At 69.7% G+C, this 22,567-nt stretch carries 15 protein-coding genes and 2 pseudogenes; 2 read left to right on the forward strand and 15 right to left on the reverse strand.

Annotated elements, in window-relative coordinates; translation table 11 throughout:
- Positions 1–101: 101 nt before the first annotated feature.
- From IE325_RS36380 to IE325_RS36395, 4 genes are all read right to left on the reverse strand, one after another.
- Complete coding sequence (locus tag IE325_RS36380) at positions 102–2,012, reverse strand: ArnT family glycosyltransferase (RefSeq protein ID WP_190074417.1); 1,911 nt, start codon at positions 2,010–2,012, stop codon at positions 102–104.
- A 42-nt stretch (positions 2,013–2,054) separates the two neighbouring features.
- Positions 2,055–3,332, reverse strand: a complete 1,278-nt coding sequence (locus IE325_RS36385) for a DUF418 domain-containing protein (protein ID WP_190074418.1) — start codon at positions 3,330–3,332, stop codon at positions 2,055–2,057.
- Positions 3,333–3,581: 249 nt separating this feature from the next.
- Positions 3,582–4,478 (reverse strand): nuclear transport factor 2 family protein, encoded by an 897-nt coding sequence (locus tag IE325_RS36390; protein WP_190074419.1) that lies wholly within the window; start codon positions 4,476–4,478, stop codon positions 3,582–3,584.
- 30 nt (positions 4,479–4,508) lie between these two features.
- Positions 4,509–5,489 carry a protein-arginine deiminase family protein gene (locus IE325_RS36395; RefSeq protein ID WP_373315283.1) on the reverse strand — a complete coding sequence of 327 codons (981 nt, stop codon included), beginning with the start codon at positions 5,487–5,489 and terminating at the stop codon, positions 4,509–4,511.
- A gap of 97 nt (positions 5,490–5,586) precedes the next feature.
- Between IE325_RS36395 and IE325_RS46735 the strand changes: the two genes are divergently transcribed.
- Positions 5,587–5,715, forward strand: coding sequence for a hypothetical protein (locus IE325_RS46735; RefSeq protein ID WP_268256383.1), 129 nt, complete (start codon positions 5,587–5,589; stop codon positions 5,713–5,715).
- A gap of 236 nt (positions 5,716–5,951) precedes the next feature.
- On the opposite strand, the gene IE325_RS36400 is transcribed toward IE325_RS46735, so the two are convergent.
- From IE325_RS36400 to IE325_RS46345, 9 genes and pseudogenes are all read right to left on the reverse strand, one after another.
- Positions 5,952–8,768: a glycoside hydrolase family 2 TIM barrel-domain containing protein gene (locus IE325_RS36400; protein WP_190074421.1), complete on the reverse strand. Its 2,817-nt coding sequence runs from the start codon at positions 8,766–8,768 to the stop codon at positions 5,952–5,954.
- Between the two features lie 421 nt (positions 8,769–9,189).
- Entirely contained in the window at positions 9,190–10,611 is a 1,422-nt protein-coding gene (locus tag IE325_RS36405) for a glucoamylase family protein (protein WP_190074422.1), read from the reverse strand.
- Positions 10,612–10,770: 159 nt separating this feature from the next.
- Entirely contained in the window at positions 10,771–11,973 is a 1,203-nt protein-coding gene (locus tag IE325_RS36410; RefSeq protein WP_190074423.1) for a glycoside hydrolase family 1 protein, read from the reverse strand.
- A gap of 92 nt (positions 11,974–12,065) precedes the next feature.
- Complete coding sequence (locus IE325_RS36415) at positions 12,066–12,935, reverse strand: carbohydrate ABC transporter permease (RefSeq protein WP_190074424.1); 870 nt, start codon at positions 12,933–12,935, stop codon at positions 12,066–12,068.
- Positions 12,932–13,927 (reverse strand): carbohydrate ABC transporter permease, encoded by a 996-nt coding sequence (locus tag IE325_RS36420; RefSeq protein ID WP_190074425.1) that lies wholly within the window; start codon positions 13,925–13,927, stop codon positions 12,932–12,934. Before IE325_RS36420 ends, IE325_RS36415 begins: the two co-directional genes overlap by 4 nt.
- 13 nt (positions 13,928–13,940) lie before the next feature.
- On the reverse strand, positions 13,941–15,185 hold the full coding sequence (locus tag IE325_RS36425; protein ID WP_190074426.1) for a sugar ABC transporter substrate-binding protein: 1,245 nt from the start codon (positions 15,183–15,185) through the stop codon (positions 13,941–13,943).
- 455 nt (positions 15,186–15,640) lie between these two features.
- Complete coding sequence (locus IE325_RS36430) at positions 15,641–16,735, reverse strand: LacI family DNA-binding transcriptional regulator (protein WP_190074427.1); 1,095 nt, start codon at positions 16,733–16,735, stop codon at positions 15,641–15,643.
- Positions 16,736–17,078: 343 nt separating this feature from the next.
- A pseudogene (locus IE325_RS36435) lies at positions 17,079–17,558 on the reverse strand (site-specific integrase); the annotation flags it as partial.
- A gap of 49 nt (positions 17,559–17,607) precedes the next feature.
- A pseudogene (locus IE325_RS46345) lies at positions 17,608–17,760 on the reverse strand (tyrosine-type recombinase/integrase); the annotation flags it as partial.
- A gap of 242 nt (positions 17,761–18,002) precedes the next feature.
- Between IE325_RS46345 and IE325_RS36440 the strand changes: the two are divergent.
- Positions 18,003–20,654, forward strand: coding sequence for an RICIN domain-containing protein (locus tag IE325_RS36440; protein WP_190074428.1), 2,652 nt, complete (start codon positions 18,003–18,005; stop codon positions 20,652–20,654).
- Positions 20,655–20,840: 186 nt separating this feature from the next.
- Here the strand turns inward: IE325_RS36440 and IE325_RS36445 are convergent, their stop codons facing one another.
- Together IE325_RS36445 and IE325_RS36450 are read right to left on the reverse strand one after the other, a co-directional pair.
- A complete protein-coding gene (locus IE325_RS36445; protein ID WP_229912271.1) occupies positions 20,841–21,350 on the reverse strand; it encodes an SDR family NAD(P)-dependent oxidoreductase in 510 nt (169 codons plus the stop codon).
- Positions 21,351–21,419: 69 nt separating this feature from the next.
- Complete coding sequence (locus tag IE325_RS36450; protein WP_190074429.1) at positions 21,420–22,298, reverse strand: alpha/beta fold hydrolase; 879 nt, start codon at positions 22,296–22,298, stop codon at positions 21,420–21,422.
- Positions 22,299–22,567: the final 269 nt, after the last annotated feature.

Genomic DNA, 22,567 nt, shown 5'->3' on the forward strand with positions numbered 1-22,567 from the left:
AGGGTGACAATCGCCCGCAAGGATTATTTTGCATTTCTTCCGCATTGCCCATCCGGCAGTCGGCTGATGCACCCCCGCCGATCGGCGGGGGTGCGTTCCGCTCAGCCCTGCGCGCGGCAGTCGTAAAGGCCGAAGTTGCCCTTGGTGCGCCAGCCGTAGGCCCCGGAGCGGATGCGCCCGCAGCGGGACTTCACCCAGGTTGTGGCGGGGGTCGTGGGTCGTAGATGAGTGAGCAGCACGTAGCGGAGTTGGTGAGTGGCGATCAGGTTGCCCAGCTGCGGGGCGCTGGGGAAGGGGGCCTTCCCGGTGAACCCGCCCATGACGAGCACGGGTTGGGCCTGAGCGCGCAGCAGACGTTCCGCGGGGTAGGCGGCCTGAGTGGCGAGCAGGTACTTCTCGCCTCTGCGGTGCGCTACGAGGTAGTCCAGCAGGGCGGTGTCGCGGGCGCTGGGCCGGTCGAGCTCGGCCCGGCGGAGAACGCGCGGGTCGTGGAGGGCTCTGTGGTGGAACTCGCCGACCGGACCGGCCGTCGGCGACGTGGCGGCGCCCGCGAAGCGCGGGTCGAGGGACGAGGCGGCCCAGCCGGCGGGTACGAGCAGAGTGGCCGCGATTCCGGCGGCCAGGGAGCCTCGGACCAGCCGCCGGGAGGCGCGTGACCCGCTGGACCACAGGCCGAACGCCGCGCACACCGCGGAGATCACGGCGAACGCCAGCAGCCGGGAGACGAACCACGTCGGCCCGTCGAGTACGAACGCCCAGGCCACCGTCAGTACGATCGCCGACGGCAGCCACAGCCGTCGCCGGCCGCCCGCCTCGTACGCGGAGCGGAAGAGCGCGAGCCCGCCTCCGGCCAGCGCGGCGATCGCCGGTGCGAGCACGGCCGTGTAGTAGACGTGATTGCCGTTGGAGACGCTGAACACCACGGCATGGACGGCGAGCCAACCACCCCAGAGGAGGAAACCCGCACGCAGAGGGTCGGTCCGCGGCTCACGGGCGCGCCAGACCAGGGCCGTGACGACGGCGAGCACGGCGAGCGGCAGGAACCAGGCGATCTGCGGGCCGACGGTGTCGTTGACGAGCATCCCCCAGCCGGTGTTTCCGGAGGTGCGGCTGGCGGCGGTGGCCGAGACGGCGCCGAAGGCGGTGTCGTCGTCGCTGAAGCGGCTCAAGCCGTTGTAGCCGAAGACCAGGCTGAAGGGGTCGTTGTTCGACGTACCGTCGACATACGGGCGGTTGGCTGCGGGAGTCGCCCACGCGATCAGCGCCCACGAGCAGGAGACGGCCAGCGCGACCGCACCGCTCAGCAGGAGGCGCAGTGCCCTCCGCAACGGCGAGTCGCCCGCCGCGAGTTGATAGACCACGGCGAAGACCGGCAGGACGAGCCAGGCCTGCAGCATCTTCGTCTGGAAGGCGAGCCCGACCCAGACGCCACACGTGATCAGCGGGAGCAGCCGCCCGGTCCGGATCGCCTTCTGCAGGGCTCCGGCGGCCGCCACCAGTAGCAGGGTGAGTGCGGTGTCCGGGATGGTGGCCCTGTTCAGTGCCACGGTGACCGGAGTGAAGGTGAGCGTCAGCGCGGCGATCAGTGCGGCGAACGGTCCGGCCCAGGCCCGTACGATCCGGTGCAGCAGCCAGACGGTGAGCACGCCCTCGATCACATGGGGCAGCGCGGCCGCCCACGTGTGCGGCCCGAAGATCCATACGGAGAGGGCATCGGGCCAGAAGGCGCCGGGCAACTTGTCGAGCGTGATCGAACCGCTGGTGTCGAGACCGCCGAAGAAGAAGGCCCGCCAACTGGTGGCCATCGACCGTATCGCCGAGCTGTAGTAGGGGTGGATCGCGGCGTGCCCCATGCCCCAGGCGTACAGCAGTGCGGCGACGCCCAGCACCGCGGCCAGCGCCGGGCGTTCCCAGCGCGCCGGAGCCTCCGGCCGGTGGGCGCGGTGGTGCGATTCCCGGCGGAGGCCATGGGAGTCGGCGCTCCGGGCGGGCGCGGTGGGGATGGCGGCCATGGCGAAGGTCCTTGGAGTCAGGGTTGAGGCGGAGCGGCAGGCTCAGCGGACGCGATTCGCCAGTTTGGTGGCGCCGTTGAGCAGATACTCCAGCGGTCCGCGGCGGAAGAAGCGCGACCAGACCGCCGCGAACACGGTGGCCCCGACGATGAAGCAGAGCAGCAGCGCGGCGGAGGCGGACTGCGGCGGGGTGGCCGCTTCGCCGGGCAGGGCGAGGATCACCAGGATGTGGCCCACGTACAGGGTCAAGGACATGGTGCCGACGGCGATGATCGGAGTTGCGAGCCGACGCAGCCACGACAGTCGGTCCAGGGCCACCGTCAGGCACAGCAGCACGGTGATCGCGATCCCGATGCTGCCGATGAGGTCGAACGTGGAACCGCTGTGCGGCTCGGCTGCCAGCAGCCCCCATGCGTCGGGGCCCCACAGCCCGCCACCGACCGGCGAGTCGAAGGATCCCGCCGCCATGCCGGGGTCCTTCATGGCGCCCGGGTCCTTCATGGCGGGCATCCCAGCCATCCCGGCCATGATCTTCTGAGCGCCGCCGGTCAGCCGGAGCACCAGCCACGAGACGCCGTATCCGAACGCGATCAGCGCGGGACCCACCACGGCCAGCCGCCGCCGCACCGCACCGGAGCTCAGATCCAGTCGGCCGAGCGTCATGCCGGTGACCACGAACGTCATCCAGGTGATCGCCGGGTAGAGGCCGGTGAGCAGGAGATCGAGCACGCCCACGCCGGAGATGCGCGCGATCGGGTCGTAGGAGTCGATGCTGTGCACGATCGACTCGGTGAGCAGTGCCCGGGTCACATACGCCACCTGTGGCGTGACGACCGCGAGCGTCACCGCGATGATCGCGAGCGTCCTGGCCCGCAGCCGCAGCAGGGGCAAGGCCAACAGGAAGTACACCGCGTAGAAGTTGAGGATCCCGGCGCCGCCGAAGATGGTCATCGCCAACGCGCTGCCCAGCACCAGCAGGATCACGGCGCGGATCACGATCCGGGCCTTCGCCTGCCGGCCGGCCAGTCCGGTCTTCGGCTCGAGGCGGCCCGCGATCAGCATCAGCGAGAACCCGGCGAGGGTGGCGAACAGTGCCGACGCCCGGCCGCTCGCCAGCTCCAGGAACCAGTCGCCGACGCCGCCGCCCGGCGTGGGTGCGGGGCCGACGTGCACGGCGAACATTCCGAACACGGCCAGTGCACGGGCGAGGTCCACCCCGACCAGCCGGGCCATCGGTGCGGGGCGTTCCGTCGCCGTGGCGGACCCGGGTGAGGGTGAGGGCCGACGAGGCGTCTTCTTGGCGCTTTCGATCTCGGTCACCGGGACAACCTTGCCGAGGCGGGGAGAGGTCGACCATCCGCCGGGCTTCGGGGGGTGCCCCGCCGGTCGGCCGAGACCGGCCCCCTCCGATCGGCGGGGGCCGGTCTCCGTTCCGGGCGGTGTTGCCGGATCCGCCATCGCAACCGCCACTCCGGATCAGTCCGGCAGGCGATGCCCGCTGGTCGGTGCGAAGCGCCGCGCGGGGTATGGCTCAGCCGCTGGTGGTTCGCTCCGCGTGACCCGAGGGAGCTACTGCCCGTCGGCGACGACGTCCCAGTGCTCGATGATCTTTCCGTCGACCACGCGGAAGAGGTCCACGACGACGTAGTCGGAGCTGAAGACCCACACCAGGTCCCTGTCGGCGAGGGTGTTGCCGAACCGGGTCCCGCCGCCTCCGGTACCGCTGGGCGAGGGGGAGCTCTGCGTGTTCTGCTGGAAGAACCGCTTCAGCGGAGCCGTTCCGTTCGGGGCGATCGGGTTGTGCTGGTAGTACCGCCGGTCCCAGCTCTTGTCGATCACGCTCGCGTCACCGTCGGAGAGCTTGCGGTACGCGTCGACCGCGAACTTCCGGTTCTTCTCCTCCTGTTCCTCGGACAGGGTCCGTGCCCCGTTCGGGTACCGGTACACGTCGCTGAACAGCGAGTTCCCGCTGGCCGTCTTCGCCGGCACGGTCTGTGTGATGCCCCAGTGCTCGACCAGCTTGCCGTTGTCGACCCGGAACAGGTCGGCCTTGGCCTCGCCCGTCGCCTCGTTCTTCGGGGTGGCCGACGCCTGCCAGTGCACGGCCACCAGGTCACCGTCGGCGGCCACGTGCTTGACGGTCGCCACCGCGCCGGGAATCTTCGCCTTGACGTCCTTGAACTGCTTGACCTGTCCGTCGGCTCCGCCGGGCACCGACTTGTCGTGCTGCACGTAGTCGGTGCCGACGAGTTCCTTCACCACGTCGGTCTTGTCCTTGTTGAACGCCTCCGAGTACAGGCGCAGAACGAGCGCCTTGTTCCGCTCCTCGGAGGCCGACGACGAGCGGGCCGCGGCGGACGTCGTCGACGGGGTGGCCGGGTCGCCGCCGGACGTGCTGCTGCAGGCGGTCGCGAAGCAGGCCAGGGCCACGGCAGCGAGGCAGGGCAGGGTCTTGCGGTATCTCACTTGAGTCTCCTGTGTACGGTCAGTCCGGTCCTACTTGGGGGAGTTCCACCAGGGGGTGCCGGCGGCGCGGATCGTGTTGGTGCCGCAGTGCACCTCGCCGCCGAAGACGTGGTGGGTACGCCAGTCGTCCAGGTAGCGCACCCGCATGCCGGCCTTGGCGTACGCCCGGGTCACCGCCTCGGCGAGGATGTCCTTGCCGCCGATGACCGGCCCCCACTGCTTGGGGGCGAGGTAGGTCGTGGGGGTCAGCGCGACGCCGTTGACGGCCCCGGGGTGGTAGGCGCCGACCGGGCGGTCCTGCGCCGGGGCGGGACGCTGACCGGGGAAGCCTGCGAAGCCGCCCTTGTCCTTGAGCAACTGCCGGTCGGACAGGGCCTGGTCGATCGTGGGGACGCGGCCGTCGGCGGAGGAGCGGGGAATGGAGAACACCTTGGTGTGCCCGTGCCCGTCGCGCTGTGCCTTGCGCAGCAGGGCGAGCCCGCCCTCTGGGTCGGCGACGCCGATCTTCCAGCCGCGCGGGGTGTCGGCGGGCAGGAACTGCACGAACTCGTCCACGTGACCGATGCCGAGCCAGCCGGTCTCCAGCACCAGCGGGTCCTGCGCCTGCTGCCCCAGGTACTCCGGAGCCCGTACGACGTTGCCCTGGGCGTCGTTGCAGGCCTGGAGCCGGGCGTTGGACAGCCAACGGCCGTCCGGGGTCCTCGTCTTGCAACGCCGCTGCCTGTCACCGAGGTTGGGCAGGAAGATCGCACCCCGCCCGCTGCACCACGCCGTCTTGCCCGCGACATCGGACTCCCCGGTGACATCGACTGCACCGTCACGGTTCACATCGGCACGGATGTCTGCCCGTACAGCGCCCGTGCCGGCAGCCGTGGCCGCCGACGCGGTGCCGGAGACGACCGCCAGGGCGATCGCCAACGCTGTCGCGGTCCTGGCCCTCGCTCTGTTCATTCGCGTACTCCTCATCGGTGGTGACCCGCACCGCCATCCCATCTCGGCCCCGTGAGGCATTCACTCCGCCGGCCAGTGGGACGGTCCCCGCCGACAGGCCGGGCTCCGGTCATCCGAAAGTTGCACCCGTGCCGGGCAGCGGAAGTCCTTCCAGGCCATGGCCTCGCCGCTGCCGGACGGCAACGAGCAGAACCAGTGCCGCGGTGCGCCGGGCAAGCAGGCCGACTGCCAGGTCGCGGTCAGTGGGCACGCGGTCTCCGACACGGCCTCGGGGCGGCCACGGTGATCCGGGCGGCGCGTCTCGCGCCCGGTATCGGGGCCGGGTGGGGGGTGGGGGGCATGCGTGTTCCCTGGTGCGAAAGGAAGGTAGGCAGGGGCGGCCGGATCGAGGCCCCGGATGATCGCCACCCTTGCACAAGGGACGTACTTTTATTGAGAGTTCACGCACTTGGATCGTGGCCTGACACAGACTTTCCACATTTCGTCGGGGATGCCCCAGACAGCTGCGTCACCAGAGCCGTGCTACTGGGAGAACGAGAAGTACAGGGTTCGTCCGTAGTCGCCCGTCGCCGTGGTGGGGGCGCCGCTGGGGCCGAGCGCGGCCGGCGGGTCGAACTTGGTGCCGATCGCCGGGATGGCGTCGAGGAAGGAGAGATCGCCCTTCGGGAAGGGCGGGGCGGTGTGGCGGGGGTCGGGTCCGAACCGGGGTGTGAAGAGGCGCAGGTAGAGGTCCTCGTCCTCGGAGACCACGGTGAGACGTCCGGCGGTGGTGTGCAGGGACGCCCAGCGGACGTCCGCGTGGTAGCCCTTGAACTCCGGGTACACCCAGCCGTCGGCACCGGTCGCGGTGTCGTTGTACTGCTTCGTCCAGACGTCCGTCGCGACGCCGCGCAGCCGGTTCTTCCACACCCTGTGGGGTCCGTGGCCGAGCCACGTCACGCCGTTCACCTGCGATTCGGGGTGGTCGAAGCCGACGCCGAAGAAGTCGTGCTCGCCGGTGAGGTGGTAGCGGTAGTCCAACTGCAGCCAGCCGCTGGGGTGCAGATGCCACCGGACGTGGCGCAGGACGCCGGAGTACTCGGCCCGCACCGTGTAGCCGTTGCCGTCGGGCCCGTGCGTCAGGCGGGTGAGGTCGGCCGTTCCGGTGGTGGGCAGCGGGCCGCGGGACAGCGCGAAGTCACTCCCTCGATGGGTGACACCGGCCAGCATGCCCGTCGTGGCGTCGAGCGTGACCGTGGTGTGGCGGGATGCGAGGGTGAGCCTGGCGTCCGCAAGCCGGCCGCGTACGGCTGGTCCCGGGCCCGTCCGTACCAGCCGTCGGGCCTGGTCGGCGGCGGACGCGATGGTCCACGTCCAGCCGCGGATCTCGCGGCCGTCGGCATCGGTGACGGTGAGCGCCAGGGCGTCGGCACGTCGCCAGCCGGACGGCAGGGGCAGGCGCAGCACTCCTTGCGCGCCGGGCTCGATGTCCGGGGCGGAGGCGTTGCCCTGGGCACGCACCGTGTGGCCGTCCCGCCGCTGCGACGGGGTGCGGAAGTCCAGGAGGCGCCAAGTGAACCGGCAGGTACGGGTGTTGGTGAAGGCGTAGTGGTTGGTGAGGCCGATCCGCCCGTCGAAGTCGTCCGGCAGGCCGGAGGCGAACCGCTCCGGCTCGGCGAGCTGTACGGGAGACCAGATGTCCTTGATCGTGTGGAAGCTGGCCTCCTTCTCGCGGAAGGGGCCGAGGATGCCGTCGGGTGCGGCATTGCCCGCCACATCGATGGCGCCGCCGAGGTCGTCCCGCACGATGCCCTCGTCGATCAGTGACCACAGGAAGCCTCCGGCGGAGAGCCGTTCACGGCCCATCAGCTTCCAGTAGTCGTCGAGCCCCGCGCCGGCGCCGCCGTCGTAGAGGCCGTGGAGGAACTCGGTGGGCATGAAGACGTCGCCCCGTTCCTGGAGGATGCGGCGCGTGCTGTCGTACGTCTCGTAGTGGTCGGTGTTGATGCCGCCGAAGTTCGCCCAGGGGTGGAGGACGGTGCGCCGCTGGGGGTCGTGGCGGGCGTAGTCACCGTCGAGGGCGGTGTTCCAGCCGCCTTCGTTGCCGTTGCACCAGAACAGGATCGACGGGTGGTTGACATCACGGGTGACCATCTCGGCGACGAGGGGCCTGCCCGCCGCCTCGTCGTACGACTTCTGCCAGCCGGCCAGTTCGTCGAGCACGTACAGCCCGAGTTCGTCGGCGAGGTCGAGGAAGTGACTGTCCGGCGGGTAGTGGGACATCCGGACCGCGTTCATGTTCATCTCCCGCATCAGCAGGATGTCCTTGCGGCTGATGCGCGCGCTGGTCGCCCGGCCGGACGTGGGCCAGATGGTGTGCCGGTTGGCTCCCTTGAGGAGGATCTTGACGCCGTTGACGTACACGCCGTCGCCGGGCCGGACCTCGACGGTGCGGAAGCCGAACCTCTCGTCGACGCGGTGGACGGTGCGGCGGTCGCCGGCGCGGAGCGCGACCTCGACGCGGTAGAGGTGCGGGGTCTCCGCCGTCCACTGCCGGGGGGAGTCGACGGTGGTCCTGAGGGTCACCGTCGTGTCGCCGGGAGCGGCGGCCGCGGTGAACGGGGCGCCGACCGGGCGCCCGGAGAGGTCGGTGACCCGGGCGACGAGACGGTCGGCGGTGCCGGTACCCGACAGATGGGCGTCGATCCGCAGCGTGCCGTCGGCGCGGGCGTCGACGGCGATGCGCTCGATGTGCTGGAGCGGGAACGCCTCCAGGTGGACGGGGCGGTAGATGCCGCCGAAGTTCCAGTAGTCGCCCAGGCGTTCGGCCCGGTTGACGGAGTCGTCGGTGGACTCCTTGCTGACCGTCACCTCCAGGAGGTTGTCCTGGCCCGGACGCAGCTTTCCGGTCACCTCGTGCCGGAACCGGTAGAAGCCGCCGCGGTGGACGGGCCCGGCCGACTCGCCGTTGATCCACACCTCGGTGTCGGTCATCGAGCCCTCGAAGACGAGGAAGACGCGTCTGTCACGCCAGTGGGCGGGCGGCGTGAAGGTGTGCCGGTAGCGGCCCTTTTCCTCCGGGACCAGATTCCACCCGTAGTTGTACGTACCGTATCCGTGGAACTCCCAGTTGGACGGAACCGGGATGCTGCCCCAACTGCCGCTGCGCCGACCGCTGGTGCACAGGAAGTCCCAGTCGACCGGGTGGTCGGCGTCCTCTCCGGACAGATACAGGCGCTCGGTGCGCGTGGAGGCGTCCGCTGTGTCGGCCGTCTCAGCGGCCCGGGCCGATCCCGCGGGAAGACCTCCGGCGACGGCCGCGCCGACGGAGCCGAGGATCAGAACGCCACGACGTGACATTTGCATGACATCTCCAGCTGTCAGGGAACCATCGGGCAGGGAACGGCGGGACGCGCGATGTAGCCGACGGGGCCCGGTCGGCACCCGTGTCGAAGCGCTTCCGTGCACAAAACCGCAGATCAGAGCACACGCGCGAAACGAAGACGACATTAGGAGTCGAATGCATCGAACACAAGAGGGCAGCAGAAGCGGCCATGGGCCTTGCAGCGTCAGAACGGGCTTCACCCAAGCCCCGTGCACGCGGAAAGGCGTGCCTTGACTGGACGTCCGACCGAGCCCAGCGCGACACCGTCGCTTCCAAGCTGAGAGCGCGAGTTCGATTCTCGTCACCCGCTCCATGCGAAACCCCAGGTCAGGGACCCGGGGTTCTTTGTTGTCCAGACCGGTGGGAGGCGCGGGCGCAACGTGCGGACCGGGAAGCTCAGATGCTGAAGCGTTCCTTGCCCAGCAGGGGCCGTACCCGTGACCGGAACCCGCCTGTGCGGAAGGGGCGTTGCAGCAGTCCCGGTCGCAGTTGCTGGGCGAGTGCCGCGGCGATCATGCCCTGGTCGAGTGCGAGGACGAAGTCGCTGACGCGGCCGGTGGTGACGTTCACGGAGTCGCGGAAGCCATAGCGGTCGTCGTACGCGCCGAAGTCCCGGTCGAGTGCCGTGAGGTTGGCGAGGGCCTCGTTCGGTGCCTGCGGGAGGGCGAGGAAGGAGGCGTGCGGGGTGACCACGCCGAGGCTGTTGTAGCCGTCCTCCTGCATGCCGATCGCGTCGACGCCGTACTCGCGGTAGCCGCCTTCGGGGATGTTGGCGGGCGAGAAGCCCCAGTATCCGTACTTGGCCTCGATCAGGCCGTGCTCGATCTGGCTGCGTACGTAGCGGTGGTGGTTGGTGCCCCAGGAGTGCGGTGACCACTCCGCTTCGGGTACGAACAGCGGCACCATCAGGGCCTCGAACATCGACCCGCCCCAGGAGGGGACGAGGTTGCGGCCGCGGTAGGTGTAGTGGCCTTCCCACACCCGTACGCCGTCCATCATGGCGTACGCGCCCGCGGGTTCCTGCTCCTGGCCCATGCCGGGCAGCAGGGTGCGGAAGATGTGCCAGTAGTGGTCGGAGGGCAGCGAGCCGTCGGCGATGCCGAGGTAACTCGCCATGCGGGGTTCGGTGTTGAGGGCGCCGTAGTGGTGGCCGGTGGGTTCGCCCTTGCCGGGCTTGTCGGGCCAGAAGCCGCCGCGCAGCTGGCCGGGGCCGGCCACCGGGTCGGCCGCGTCGTAGGGCGTGTAGTAGTACGACCAGTCGGCGTCGTCGAGGAGCGCGGCGATGCGCGGGCGCAGCGCGGGGTCGGCGTCGGCGGCGATCTTCAGGCCGGTGACCAGCCAGGCGTTGTCGACGGTGGACAGGAACGGGCGGACGGTGTCTCCGTTCTCCGGCCAGGTCGTCAGCACGGAGCCGTCGTGGGCGTCGTACCAGTTGAACCACCAGCCGTGGGCGCGTTCCAGTTTCTCGACGGCCGCGACCGTGCGGGCGAGGCGGTGGTGCATGGTGGAGCGGGAGATCACGCCGAGGCCGCCTGCCGCCGCCGTGGACCACAGCCCGCAGGCGATGTTGGTGGGCGAGGTCTGCCGTGAGGGAACGGGGGTGCCGGTGCCGCTGACGTCGATCTTGTCGGTGGTGAGGCCGAAGTCGGTGGTCATGGCCGTGATCGAGCGGTAGGTCGCTTCGAACCAGGTGCGCAGCGGCGCGGTGTGCGAGGCGGCGCGGGTATCGGCCGCCGGAGCCGCCGAGGCGATGGGTCCGGTGGCGCAGACGGCTGCTGTTCCTGCGGCAGCGGACGTGAGGAACCGACGACGGTTCATGCGGGCTCAACTCCTCGAAGCGGGGCGGGTGAAGGGGCGTGCGCGTGGGGTGAGGGATGGGCTGGACAAGGAGGCGGGAGCCGGTGGGGGTCAGGGGTCCCACCGGCTCCCGGTCACGCGGCCGGGCTCAGCGGGGCAGGGAGCGCCCGGCCGCGTGTGTCAGGAGGCGGCGCGCGGGAGTTCGCGGGTGCGGCCGAGGTTGCCGAGCCAGGCGGCGGCAGGCTTGGGTGTGCGTTCGAACGTGACCGGGTCGACTGCGATGAGGCCGAAGGTGGGCTTGTAGGAGCCCCACTCGTAGTTGTCCAGGGCACTCCAGGCCAGGTAGCCCTGAATGTTGAGGCCGTCCCCGATCGCTGCGGCGACCGCTGCGAGGGCGCCGGTGTAGTAGTCGATACGGCGGGTCTCGTCGGCGGTTGCGATGCCGTTCTCGGTGACGATCAGCGGCATGTCGGGGCCGATGACGTCGGCGGTGTGGCGCAGGGCGTGGCCCACGGCGGCCGGGTAGTACTCCCACTGAGTCAGCGTGCGCTCGGCGTCCTCGGGTGCGGGAACGGGGCCGTCGGTGCCGATCTTGGTGCGGGTGTAGGACTGGACGCCGATCCAGTCGTCGCCGCGGGCGGCTTCGATGAAGACGTCCTCGCGGGGATGGCGGTAGGCGGCGGTGACCTCCTCGGCGCCGGGCAGGGCCTGGTAGACCTGGTTGGCGACGGTCCAGCCGACCTGGATGTCGGGGTTGACCGCTCGCACCACCTTGACCGCGGCGTGGTGCGCGGCGATGACCGCGTGGGTGGTCTCCTCGTCGGGGGTGGGCAGTCCCGCCGCCGGGAAGCCCTGATCGCCCGCCTTCGCGGCACCCGCCATCACGGCGATCATGTTGGGTTCGTTGATGGTGCACACGTGGCGCACGCCGTCGGCGATGATCGGCGCGCACGCCTCGACGTAGCGGGCGAACAGGTCCACGGCCCCGTCGGCGGTGAAGCCGCCGAGGTCCTCGAACCACTGCGGCACGGTGAAGTGGTGCAGGGTCACCATCGGGCGCAGACCGCGGGCGAGGGCGCCTTCCACCATGCGGCGGTAGTGCGCGATCTCGGCCCGGGAGAAGGTGCCGGGGACCGGTTCGATGCGGGCCCATTCGACGCTGAAGCGGTAGTCGGTGAAGCCGAGTTCGGCGAGCAGGTCCATGTCCTGGTCCCAGCGGTGGTAGCTGTCGCAGGCGTCCAGGCTCGGTTCGGCGATCTTGGCCGCGGGGTCGTGCTCCTTGCGCCACCAGTCGCTGTTGACGTTGTTTCCCTCGATCTGGTGGGCCGCGGTGGAGGCGCCCCACAGGAAGCCGTCGGGGAAGCGGGTCGCGGTGTGCGTCATCGTGCGTTTCTGTCTCTCTGATGTGGGGGCAGGAAGGTCCGGTCGGCGAACGTGAGGCGCGGGAGCCGGACGGTGAGATGAAGGGGTGGCGGCTACTTCAGGCCGGCGGTCGCGATGCCCTGGGTGAAGTGGCGTTGCAGGGCGATGAAGACGACCAGGACGGGAAGCACCACCAGCAGGGACCCGGCCATCAGCATTCCGTTGCCGCCGGCGATGGTGCGGTTGGGGTCGTTGGCGAAGGTGGCCAGGGCCACTGGCAGGGTGTACTTGCCGGGGTCGTTGGTCGCGATCAGTGGCCAGACGAAGTTGTTCCAGGAGCCGAGGAAGGTGAAGATCGCCAGGGTGGCCAGGGCCGGTCTGACCAGCGGCAGCACGATGCGGAAGAAGATGTACCACTCGCCGGCGCCGTCGATCCGGGCCGCTTCGAGCAGTTCGTCCGGGACGGACTGCATGAACTGCCGCATCAGGAAGACCCCGAAGGCGCCCGCCGCGAAGGGCAGGACGAGCCCGGCATAGGTGTCGATGAGGCCGAGCCTGTTCATCAGCACGTACAGCGGCAGGATCAGCAGGTTTCCCGGCACCATCAGGGCGATGAGCACGACGCCGAAGACCTTGGAGCGGCCGGTGAAGTCGAGCTTCGCCAGCGCGTAGCCGACCATCGAGCAGAACAGCAGATTGGACACGGTCACGAGCACCGCCACGATCAGCGAGTTCATGAAGTACAGCGGCATGTCCAGCTGGTCGAGCAGCTCGCTGAAGTTGCTCAGGGTCCACTGCGACGGGAGCCACACGGGCGGGCTGGCCGTCAGGTCCTTCTTCGTCTTGAACGCGGAGAGCGCCATCCACAGCAGCGGTGCCGCCATCACCAGCAGGCCCAGCGACGCGATCACGTACAGCAGCGGTTTGCGGACGCGGCCCTCGCTGCGGCGGCCGGTCGGTGCGGTTGCCGTGGGGGCGCTCATCGGGTGTTGTCCTTCAGCAGTCGGAGCTGGAGCACCGTGATGCCCATGATCACCACGAACAGCACGTACGCCATGGCGCTCGCATAGCCCATGTGGAAGAAGTTGAAGCCCTCCCGGTACATGTCCAGGGACACGGTCAGGGTGGCGTTGTCGGGGCCGCCCTGGGTCATCACGAAGGGCTCCTCGAAAACGTTGAGGTAGCCGATGGTGGTGATGACGGTGGCGTAGAGCAGCGTCGGCCGCAGCAACGGCACGGTGATGCGCCGCAGTTCCCCCCAGCCACTGGCCCCGTCCAGGCGCGCGGCCTCCCGTACCTCGGTGGGGATCGCCTGCAGCCCCGCGATGAACAGCACCATGACGGTGCCGAGGTTGCGCCACACCGCCAGCGCGATGAGCGAGGGCATGGCCCAGGTCTCGGAGCCGAGGAAGTCCGGTGCCTTCGCGCCCAGTTCCGTGGCGAGGCCCGCGATCAGCCCGTCCGTCGGGTTGAGCACGAAGCGCCAGACGACGGCGACCGCGACGATGGAGGTGACCACCGGGGCGTAGAAGCCGACCCGGAAGAAGGTCCGGGCCCGGTCGATGCCGTTGTTCAGCAGGATCGCGGCCAGCAGGCCGAGCAGGACCGTCACCGGTACGCCGACGACCACGAAGTAGGCGGTGTTGAACAGGGCCGTGCGGAACGTGTCGTCGCCGAACAGGTTCACGTAGTTGTCGAGGCCGACGAACTCCGCCTCCAGTGGCTGCCTGACGTCGCGCACCCCGAAGTCGGTGAAGCTCATCAGGAGCGTCGCGACGATCGGGAACAGCATGAAGACGCCGAACAGCACCAGGAACGGGGTGGAGAACAGCCAGCCGTGCAGATTGCGTCTGCTCAGCGAGCGGCCCCGGCTACGCCGCCCCGCCGCTGCGGCCGGAGGCTTCGCGCCTCCGGCCCGGCGGGCTTTCGTCTTGGAGGCCGCGTCGTCGGCGGCCGATCCGGTCACGAGGGACATCCCGGCCACACCCCTACTTCACGAGTCCTTCGATCTCGGACTGCGCCTTGTCCAGGGCCGCCTTCGCAGAGGACTTGCCCTGGGTGACCGCCCCGATGGCGTCGTCGACCTTGGCGGTGATCTCAGTGCCCTTGGGCTCGGCCGGGAGGACCTTCGCGGTCTCCGCCTGCTCGCGGAACACCTTCAGGTTCGCGTCGGTGGCGAGCTCACCCGACTTCCAGGCGGCGGTGTTGGCGGGCAGATCCTTGGTGCGCTGGTACCAGTCGGCCTGGTTCTTGGTGTCGGTGAGGTACTGGATGAACTCCTGCGCGGCGGCCTTGTGCGAGCTGTCCGCCGAGACCGCCAGGTTCGCCCCGCCGGCCCACGACACGGAGGCTTTGTCGGCCGGTACGGGAGCGACAGCCCACTTGCCCTTCAGGTCGGGGAAGTTGTCGTCGATCAGGCCGATGGTCCAGGGGCCGCTGAAGAACATCGGCACGGCACCGCTGTTGAAGTCCTTCGTGACGTCGTAGCCGGGCCGGAACGTCTTGTCGCTCAGGCCCTTCTTGAAGAGGCCGGCGTAGTTCTCCAGCGCCTTGACGGCCTCGGGGCTGTTGACGACGGGCTTACCGTTGTCGTCGAGGACCGCGCCGCCCGCCGAGTACAGGAACGGGTAGAAGCTCTGGACGGCGTCCTGATTGCTCGGCTGGATGTTCAGTCCCCACTTGGTGCCGGCCTTGTCCTGATAAGCCTCGGCCGCCTTCTGCAGGTCCGCCATCGTGGCCGGGGCGCCCTTGATGCCGGCCTTCTTCGCCAGGTCGGTGCGGTAGTAGAGGACGCGGGTGTCGACGTACCACGGAACACCGTAGGTCTTGCCGTCGTACGTGCCCTGCTCCCAGGCGGCCGGGAAGAAGTCGCCCTTCTGGAAGACCTTGGTGTCGACCGGTTCCAGGGCGCCCATGTCGGCGAACTCGCCCAGCCAGCTCGAACCCATCTGCATGACGTCGGGCAGCTTGCCCGCGGCTGACGCGGCGACCAGCTTCTGGTGTGCCACGTCCCATCCGACCGGGGTCACCTTGATGGTGATGTTGGAGTGGGTCTTCTCGTACTCCTTGGCGACGTCGACGAGCTTCTCGCCCTCCGCGCCCATGGCCCAGACGGTCAGGGTCTGCTTGGCATCGGCACCGACGTCGTCACCGCCGGAGCCACCGCACGCGGTGAGGGTGAGCGCGGACGCCACGGTGACGGCGATCGAAGCGGTTCTGGCGGCGTGGTGCATGGACGGCTCCTCGTCGGGAATGGCCGATGTATGCGCTACCTGTAAGCGCATACATCACACTGTCGGGCAGACTCTTCGAGCCTGACAAGAGGGTGCTTGGTCACGCTCCCGTAACGGCGGCGACATCAGACGGCACAGATATGCCGGATTATTCATGTAATGGCGGGCATGAGGCGGAGCGCCCGCTGTGGAAATCGACACAGCGGGCGACGGCGGAACGGGGGCGCGTACCCGCGGCCCTCGCTCCACTGATTCAAGCCATCGGAGTCGTCGGAGCCGTCGGGATGTGTACGACGCATTGATGCATGACGGGAAGCCCCGGGCGATGGGGCGACCATGGCAACCTCGGGTCCGTCACGGAGTGATCCGCACAGCACGCCGGGGAGCCCCCGGCGCACGCCTCAACCGCTCAGCCTTCAGGTGGGTACCGCACCGCGCACAAGCGGACGCGCGGCTCACCGCCCGCCAGGCCCCGCCGCCACTTCCTCGCCGCATCCGCAGCTGGCACGGGGCACGACCGCCACGGGAAGCATCATCGACACCGGGTCTCCCGTGCGTTGACCGCTCAGACGCTCCACGAGCAGGTCCACGGCCGCCTCCCCCATGCGCAGCATCGGTTGACGCACGGTGGTCAGCGGCGGGCGGACCAGACGGCTGAGGGGAATCCCGTCGAAGCCGGTCACCACCACGTCGTCCGGAACCCTCAACCCCCGCCGTTCCAGCGCGTGCAGAGCGCCGACAGCCATCTGGTCATTGGCGAAGAGGAACGCCTGGGGCAGCTCACCGCCCCGTTCGCACAGCACGTCCGCGGCGCGCGCCCCTTCCGCCTGTGTCATCCACACCCGCAGAGCCGGCTCGTCATCCACCTCCACCCCCGCGGCATGGCAGGCCGCCAGGAACCCCCGGAAGCGGGCCTGCACATCCGGGGAGTCCTCGCCGGTGGCGATGTAGGCGAGACGGCGCAGGCCGTGGTCCTCGATGAGGTGGCGCGTCAGTTCCCGTTGGCCGTCGAAGTTGGCGACCTCGATGTGATCCAGGTGGTCCGCGCCGTCGACGTCCTCGCGCGGCCCGGCCAGCATCACCACCGGCTGACGCCGGGCGATGGCCTCCAGCTCCGCCGTTGCCACGGTGCGGGCGATCACCGCGAACCCGTCGACCCGCCCGGCCACCTTGGCCACCTCGGAGCCGCCCTGCAGCGATCCCGCGATCAGGAGCGCGTAGCCGTGGCGGCGTGCCGCCCGTTCCATGCCCCGGATGATCTCGTCCGAATAGAGCATCGCCGCGTCGTCGTCATCGGCCGCCGCCGCTTCCACGTCCGGGTCGGAGTAGTCGGGAAAGCACAGCCCCAGGACGCCGGTGGAGCGGCTGGCGAGCCCCCGCGCGCTACCGCTGGGCACATAGCCCAGGTCACGGGCCACGGCAAGGACGCGTTCCCGGGTCTCGGGCCGTACGGCCTCGGGGTTGCGGTAGACGCGGGACACCGTGGCGATGGAGACACCGGACCGTTCGGCCACGTCGTACACCGTGGGGGCAGGACCGGAAACGCTCATGGGACGGGACCCCCGTGCTTGTCGGAACGTGAACCGTAGACAATGTAAGCGCATTCAGAGTAGTTTCCGGAGGCCGGGGCCAGCAAGCGATGCCAGGGCTGTGTGCAGCCGGGCGGTCGACGGGGGCCGACACGGCCCGCTGGTCGTCCCGCCCTGCTCGGCCCGCCTGGGCGGGGACGACCGGCCAGAAGGTGCGCAAGACGCCTGCGCCGTCGAAGCGAGCTGCTACCTCCCGGTGAACCACGGTCAACAACGGTGCAGTCCTGCGCCCTCGGGCGCCGTGCCAGATCCGTGCCGGAACGCTGATCGGCGGGTCGGCGGTGAGCTGTTCTGGCACGGCCGCAGCATCCTGGCGTGCCTTGCGGACGGTCGCGTCGAGGCCGGCTGCAACTTCCTGCTGACGCTCGTCGGCGGAGTGCTGATGGATCAGCGCCGCCTGCTCGGAGGACTGCCCGGCACGGGTGGCGTCGGATCGGGTGGACAGGGTGTGTCCGATGTGCCGGAGATCGTGGAACCGGAAGCCCTCGGGCATACCGACGACTTCCCGAGCTCTGCACCACCTCCGTCCAAAGGTGCTGCGACGGAACGGTGCACTCTTCCCGCCGACGAAGAGCCGACCGTCAGGGCCCGACTCGGCGTAGCTCTCCAGGTGCCGGCGGAGCTCCCGGCGGAGGTGGGCGGGAAGAATCACGGTCCGGGTGCCCGCCTCGGACTTGGTGTCGCCCTGGACCCGCCGCCCGTTCATCCGCTCCGGCTCGCCCAGGCGAACGCGGACGCGGAGGTTGTCGAGGTCGACGTCCCGGCGGCGGAGGCCGGGCAGCTCCGTCCGGGAGACCGACAGGAGCACGAGCCCGCCGCCGCATCCGACCGAAGGATGTCCGGCGGAACGGAGCTCCCTTCTCACCCACGAACATCAGACCATCGGGTCCCTTCTCAGCGAACCAAGCGACGTGCCGCTTCACCTCCTTGTGGAGAAAGGCCGGAAGAACGACGGTCCGCACGCCGGCCTCGGACTTGGTCTCACCGAGCCGGCCGAGGACGCCCGGTTCGGTGTCATTCCGGGCCTAGGCCGTCGATGTCGAGGGCACCGACGCCATCGTGAACGCTGATCGACGTCTGCCTCACCACGAGGTGACCTGCAAAAAGTTCCCGACTCACGGCAACCCTGTGTGGGGCCTGTGGCGACAAGGGAGCGGATCCGGCCAGTTCCGGTGGCCGGGATCCGGATTTCCTCCGGTGAACAGCACGCAAGGAGAACCTCACCCCCATGGACAACCCCACGAACGGCGGGCGCCGCGGGCGTCACCGCCGCCGCTGGACCGCCACCGGTCTGCTGCTCGGCGTGCCCGCCGTCCTCGTGCCGTATCTCCTGTACGCGCAGGAGGACTCGCAGGCCGCGACGGTCGACGGCGATGCCTACTACCGGCTGGTCTCCGTGCGCAGCGGCAAGGCGCTGGACGTCAACGGCTTCTCCACCGCCGACGGCACCCGTATCCAGCAGTGGACCGACCAGAACACCGCCAACCAGCAGTGGAAGCTGAAGCCCACCGGGGGCGGCTACTACGAGCTGGTGAACCGCAACAGCGGCAAAGTGCTGGGCATAGCGGGCAGTTCGACCGCTCAGGCGGCCGCCGCCGAGCAGCAGACCGACAGCTCCTCCACCTCCCAGGAGTGGCGCATCGACGAGGTGAGCGGTGCCGACGCCGTCACCCTCACCTCCCGCAGGAGCGGCCAGGTGCTGGACGTCTCCGGGGGCTCCACGGCCGACGGCGCGACGGTCATCCAGTATCCAGGCCGGGGCACTGCCAACCAGCAGTGGAAGCTGGTGAAGACGGGCGGGACCCAGGCGTCCGGGACCGGCACCGCGCAGACCACGGCCGCGGCCGGACCGTACAGGTGGAAGAACGCCCAGGTGGTGGGCGGCGGTTACGTCACCGGGCTGGTGTTCAACCCGCGCGAGAAGGGCCTGCTGTACGCGCGCACCGACATGGGCGGCGCCTACCGCTGGGACACCGGGGCCGAGCAGTGGATCCCCCTGACCGACTGGATCGGCGAGAAGGACTGGAACCTGCTGGGCATCGACTCGGTGGCCACCGACCCCGTCGACCCCAAGCGGCTCTACCTCTCGGCGGGCACCTACACCAACGACTGGGCGGGCAACGGCGCGATCCTGCGCTCCACGGACCGGGGCCGCACCTTCAAGCGCACCGATCTGCCGTTCAAGGTGGGCGGCAACGAGGACGGCCGCGGGGCGGGTGAACGCCTCGTGATCGACCCCGCGGACAACCGCAACCTGTTGCTGGGCAGCCGCAAGAACGGCCTGTGGCGCAGCACCGATCACGGCGTGACATGGCGGCAGGTCTCGTCGTTCCCCGTCAAGGACGGGGCGGGCAGCGGCGGGGGCATCTCCTTCGTGACGTACGGCAAGGCCGGCAGTAGGACGATCTACGTCGGTGTCGGCGACAGGTCCACCTCCCTGTACCGCTCCACCGACGGCGGCAGCTCCTGGCAGGCCGTCTCCGGGCAGCCCACCGGCCAGATGCCGCAGCACGGCGTGCTCTCCGGTGACGGCTCGCTGTACCTGACGTACACCAACAACCTCGGACCCAACGGCGTGACGGGGGGCTCGGTGTGGAAGTACACGCCGGCCTCCGGGGCGTGGAAGAACGTCTCCCCGTCCCAGGGCTCTTACGGGTTCTCCGGTCTGGCCGTCGACCCGCGCAAGCCGTCCACGGTGATGGTCACCACCCTCGGCCGCTGGTGGCCCGAGGACGAGATCTACCGGAGCACCGACAGCGGCACGACCTGGAAGGCACTGGCCGACAAGTCGAAGCGCAGCGCCGCCGCGGCCCCGTACGTCGGCACCCACACCGGGCACTGGATGACCGCTCTGGCCATCGATCCCTTCAACTCCGGGCACGTGCTGTACGGCACCGGCAACGGCATCCTGCGCAGCAAGGACGCCAATGCCTCCGACAGCGGCGGTACCAGCCACTGGAGCATGGGCGCCCGAGGGCTGGAGGAGACCGCGCTGATCGACGCGATCGCCCCTCCCGGCGGCGCCACCGTCATCACCTCCATGGGCGACCAGGGCGGCTTCCGGCACGACGACCTGACCAAGGTGCCGTCCGGGCGGCTGAAGAACCCGATGATGACCAACAGCACCGACATCGACTTCGCCCAGTCCAAGCCCTCGATGATGGTCCGCGTCGGCCGGGGCGGCGCGCAGGACGGCGCCTACTCCACCGACGGCGGCAGCAGCTGGAACGGCTTCAAGGCAGAGCCGGTGGCCGGTGCCCAGGACGGCCATGTCGCGCTCGCGGCGGACGGCTCCGCCATCGTCTGGACCGAGGCCGGTCAGGCCCCGTACCGCTCGACCGACAACGGGGCGAGCTGGTCGAGGGTCGGCGGCCTGGGCAACGACGCCGTGGTCGTCGCCGACCGCTCCTCGGCCAGGACCTTCTACTCCCTGTCCGGCGGCACGCTCTACGCCAGCACCGACGGCGGCGCGACCTTCACCGCCCGCGCCGGCAACCTGCCCTCCGGCAAGCTCACGGCCGTCCCCGGAATCGCCGGGGACCTGTGGATCGCCGGCGGTGACAAGGGCCTGCTGCACTCCACCGACGGCGGCCGCACCTTCACCACGCTGAGGTCGGTGCAGTCCGCCTCCGCCCTCGGCTTCGGCAAGGCCAAGCCGGGCACCGGCTACCAGGCCCTCTACCTGATCGGCACCGTCAAGGACGTCACCGGAGTCTTCCGCTCCACCGACAAGGGCGCCACCTGGCTCCGCGTCAACGACAAGGACCACCAGTGGGGCGCCATCGGCGGCGTCGGCGTCATCACCGGCGACCCCGACACCTACGGCCGCGTCTACGTCGGCACCAACGGGCGCGGCCTCCAGTACGGCGACCCGTCCTGACCCCAACGCCCGAGCGGGGCCGCAGCCACAACGGCCTGCGGCCCCGCCACGGCTGAGGGACCGCGCTTCGTCCTGCACGAGCTCCTGGCACCGGCCTCTGTCCGAGGGCGAGAAGGAGGACAAGCCCGAGGGCAGCAGCGAACTCGGCGGCGCCGATCAGACGCACCAGCGGGGACGGGACATCGCTCACCCACGGCAGCTGGGGATGACGGAGACGCCGATCGAAGCGTCGATACCGACGTGGGCAGCCTGGATGCCGGTGCCGGCCAGTTCCCCGTGCAGGTTCTTCACCCAGTTGCGCAGTGCTGCTGCGGCGGCATTGACGTTGGCCACCCGCGGGTCCGGCCAGATCGAGCCGGCGCCGGTGGTGTAGAGCAGGGTGCCCGCTCCGGCCTCGCGCATGGCGGGAAGCACCGCCTGGGTGGCGGCGATGGCCCCGTACAGCCGGAAGTTCATCTCGGCCTCCACATGGGACGGCTCGGTCTCGGACGGAGCCGTCAAAACGGTGGAGCCGAAGGTTCCGACCGGGGAGTACTCCAGGACGTCGATGCGGCCGAAGGCGGTGGCGGCGTCCTGGAGCGCCTGGGTCAGAGCGTCGCGGTCGAGTACGTCCGCGGGGAACGCGCCGGCGGTGATGCCCTCGGCGGTGAGCTGGTCGACGAGGCCGTCGAGCCACCGGCCACGGCCCCGCGCCACCGCGCCGAAACGTCGACGTCGATCTCGATCTCCGCGCTGCACTTCTCCTTGGGTCAGTGGTCCCGGCGGTCAGGCCACTGCGTTCAACAGGTCGGCCAGCACGTCGGGCCGTTCCAGGGCGATGAAATGGCCTGCCTCGGGAACCTGGGTGAAGTCGGCGGCCGGAAGCAGCTGCTTGTTGGCCTCCCGGTCCGAGGGCCGGGACCAGTCCTTCTCCCCGTAGACGAGGTGGACGGGCGCCTTGACCTCGCGGTAGCGCGAGCGGGCGGCGATGAGGCTGGGCAGGGCCTGGTAGACGGCCCGGGCGACGGTCGGGTAGCCGGATCGGGCGCCCACCTGGAGGAGTTCGTCCACGTAGTCCTCGTGCAGCGCGGTCTTGTCGCCGAGGCCGCCCTGAAGGATCTTGCGGAGGGCCGGCCTGGGCTCCACCCCGGCGATCACCGGGCCCACCCCCGGGGCGAGAACACCGCTGACCACCACACGGGCGAGAAGGCTGGACCGGGCGATTCCGCCGCGGAAGTCGTACGTGTTCACCGCGACGACGCGCCGGACCCGCTCCGGCAGATCTGCGGCGGTGGTCAGGGCGAGCACCGCCCCCATCGACTCTCCTACCAACGTCACATCTTCAAGGTCGAGTTCGGTGAGCAGCCGTTCCACGCCCGCACGCATCGCCGGCTCGTCGTACGACGCACCGGGCACGATCTCGGAGTAACCCATCCCCGGCAGATCCAGGGCGTACACGGTGTACTGGTCCGAGATCAACGGGATGAGGGAGCGGAAGTGCTCGGCCTGCGTGCGCACGGTGTGCAGCAGGACCAGCGGAGCACCAGCGCCCGCCTTGAGGTAGCGCAGCGTTCCCTCGCGGCTGTGACGTCCTGCGCGAGGGGCGATCGTGTGGCTGGTGGTGCCGGGAATGTGCATCGTGGGACGTGAATCCTGGCTGGGCATTTCGCCGACTCCTTGTGTGTGAACTGCGCATACGTGCCTGGGGTGACCCCTCCACAAGCGCCTCGCCTGTCCACTGCTGGCGCCAGCGCAGAGGGCACTCGCGTCCTTCAGCGCGATCACGACTGCCCTCACGGCGAGAAACCGACCGGTTTTCAGCAGAGTAAACCGGCCGGTTTCCAAGCGCAAGCTTGTGCCGCTTGCCGCCTCCCACCCGTCCGGCTTCGGCGTTGCCGAGTCACCCGAAGGCCAAAGAGGACCCCTCGCTTGCA

This window comes from Streptomyces lanatus (genome assembly GCF_014655715.1).
GTDB lineage: Bacteria > Actinomycetota > Actinomycetes > Streptomycetales > Streptomycetaceae > Streptomyces > Streptomyces lanatus.

What these genes read in the sequence shown, in the direction of transcription:
- IE325_RS36420 (WP_190074425.1), bottom strand. Translation starts at nt 13,927, where the DNA reads ATGTCCCTCGTGACCGGATCGGCCGCCGACGACGCGGCCTCCAAGACG.
- IE325_RS36380 (WP_190074417.1), bottom strand. Translation starts at nt 2,012, where the DNA reads ATGGCCGCCATCCCCACCGCGCCCGCCCGGAGCGCCGACTCCCATGGC.
- IE325_RS36415 (WP_190074424.1), bottom strand. Translation starts at nt 12,935, where the DNA reads ATGAGCGCCCCCACGGCAACCGCACCGACCGGCCGCCGCAGCGAGGGC.
- IE325_RS36405 (WP_190074422.1), bottom strand. Translation starts at nt 10,611, where the DNA reads ATGAACCGTCGTCGGTTCCTCACGTCCGCTGCCGCAGGAACAGCAGCC.
- IE325_RS36440 (WP_190074428.1), top strand. Translation starts at nt 18,003, where the DNA reads ATGGACAACCCCACGAACGGCGGGCGCCGCGGGCGTCACCGCCGCCGC.
- IE325_RS36430 (WP_190074427.1), bottom strand. Translation starts at nt 16,735, where the DNA reads ATGAGCGTTTCCGGTCCTGCCCCCACGGTGTACGACGTGGCCGAACGG.
- IE325_RS36410 (WP_190074423.1), bottom strand. Translation starts at nt 11,973, where the DNA reads ATGACGCACACCGCGACCCGCTTCCCCGACGGCTTCCTGTGGGGCGCC.
- IE325_RS36395 (WP_373315283.1), bottom strand. Translation starts at nt 5,489, where the DNA reads ATGCCTCACGGGGCCGAGATGGGATGGCGGTGCGGGTCACCACCGATG.
- IE325_RS36450 (WP_190074429.1), bottom strand. Translation starts at nt 22,298, where the DNA reads ATGCCCAGCCAGGATTCACGTCCCACGATGCACATTCCCGGCACCACC.
- IE325_RS36400 (WP_190074421.1), bottom strand. Translation starts at nt 8,768, where the DNA reads ATGTCACGTCGTGGCGTTCTGATCCTCGGCTCCGTCGGCGCGGCCGTC.
- IE325_RS36425 (WP_190074426.1), bottom strand. Translation starts at nt 15,185, where the DNA reads ATGCACCACGCCGCCAGAACCGCTTCGATCGCCGTCACCGTGGCGTCC.
- IE325_RS46735 (WP_268256383.1), top strand. Translation starts at nt 5,587, where the DNA reads ATGGCCTCGCCGCTGCCGGACGGCAACGAGCAGAACCAGTGCCGCGGT.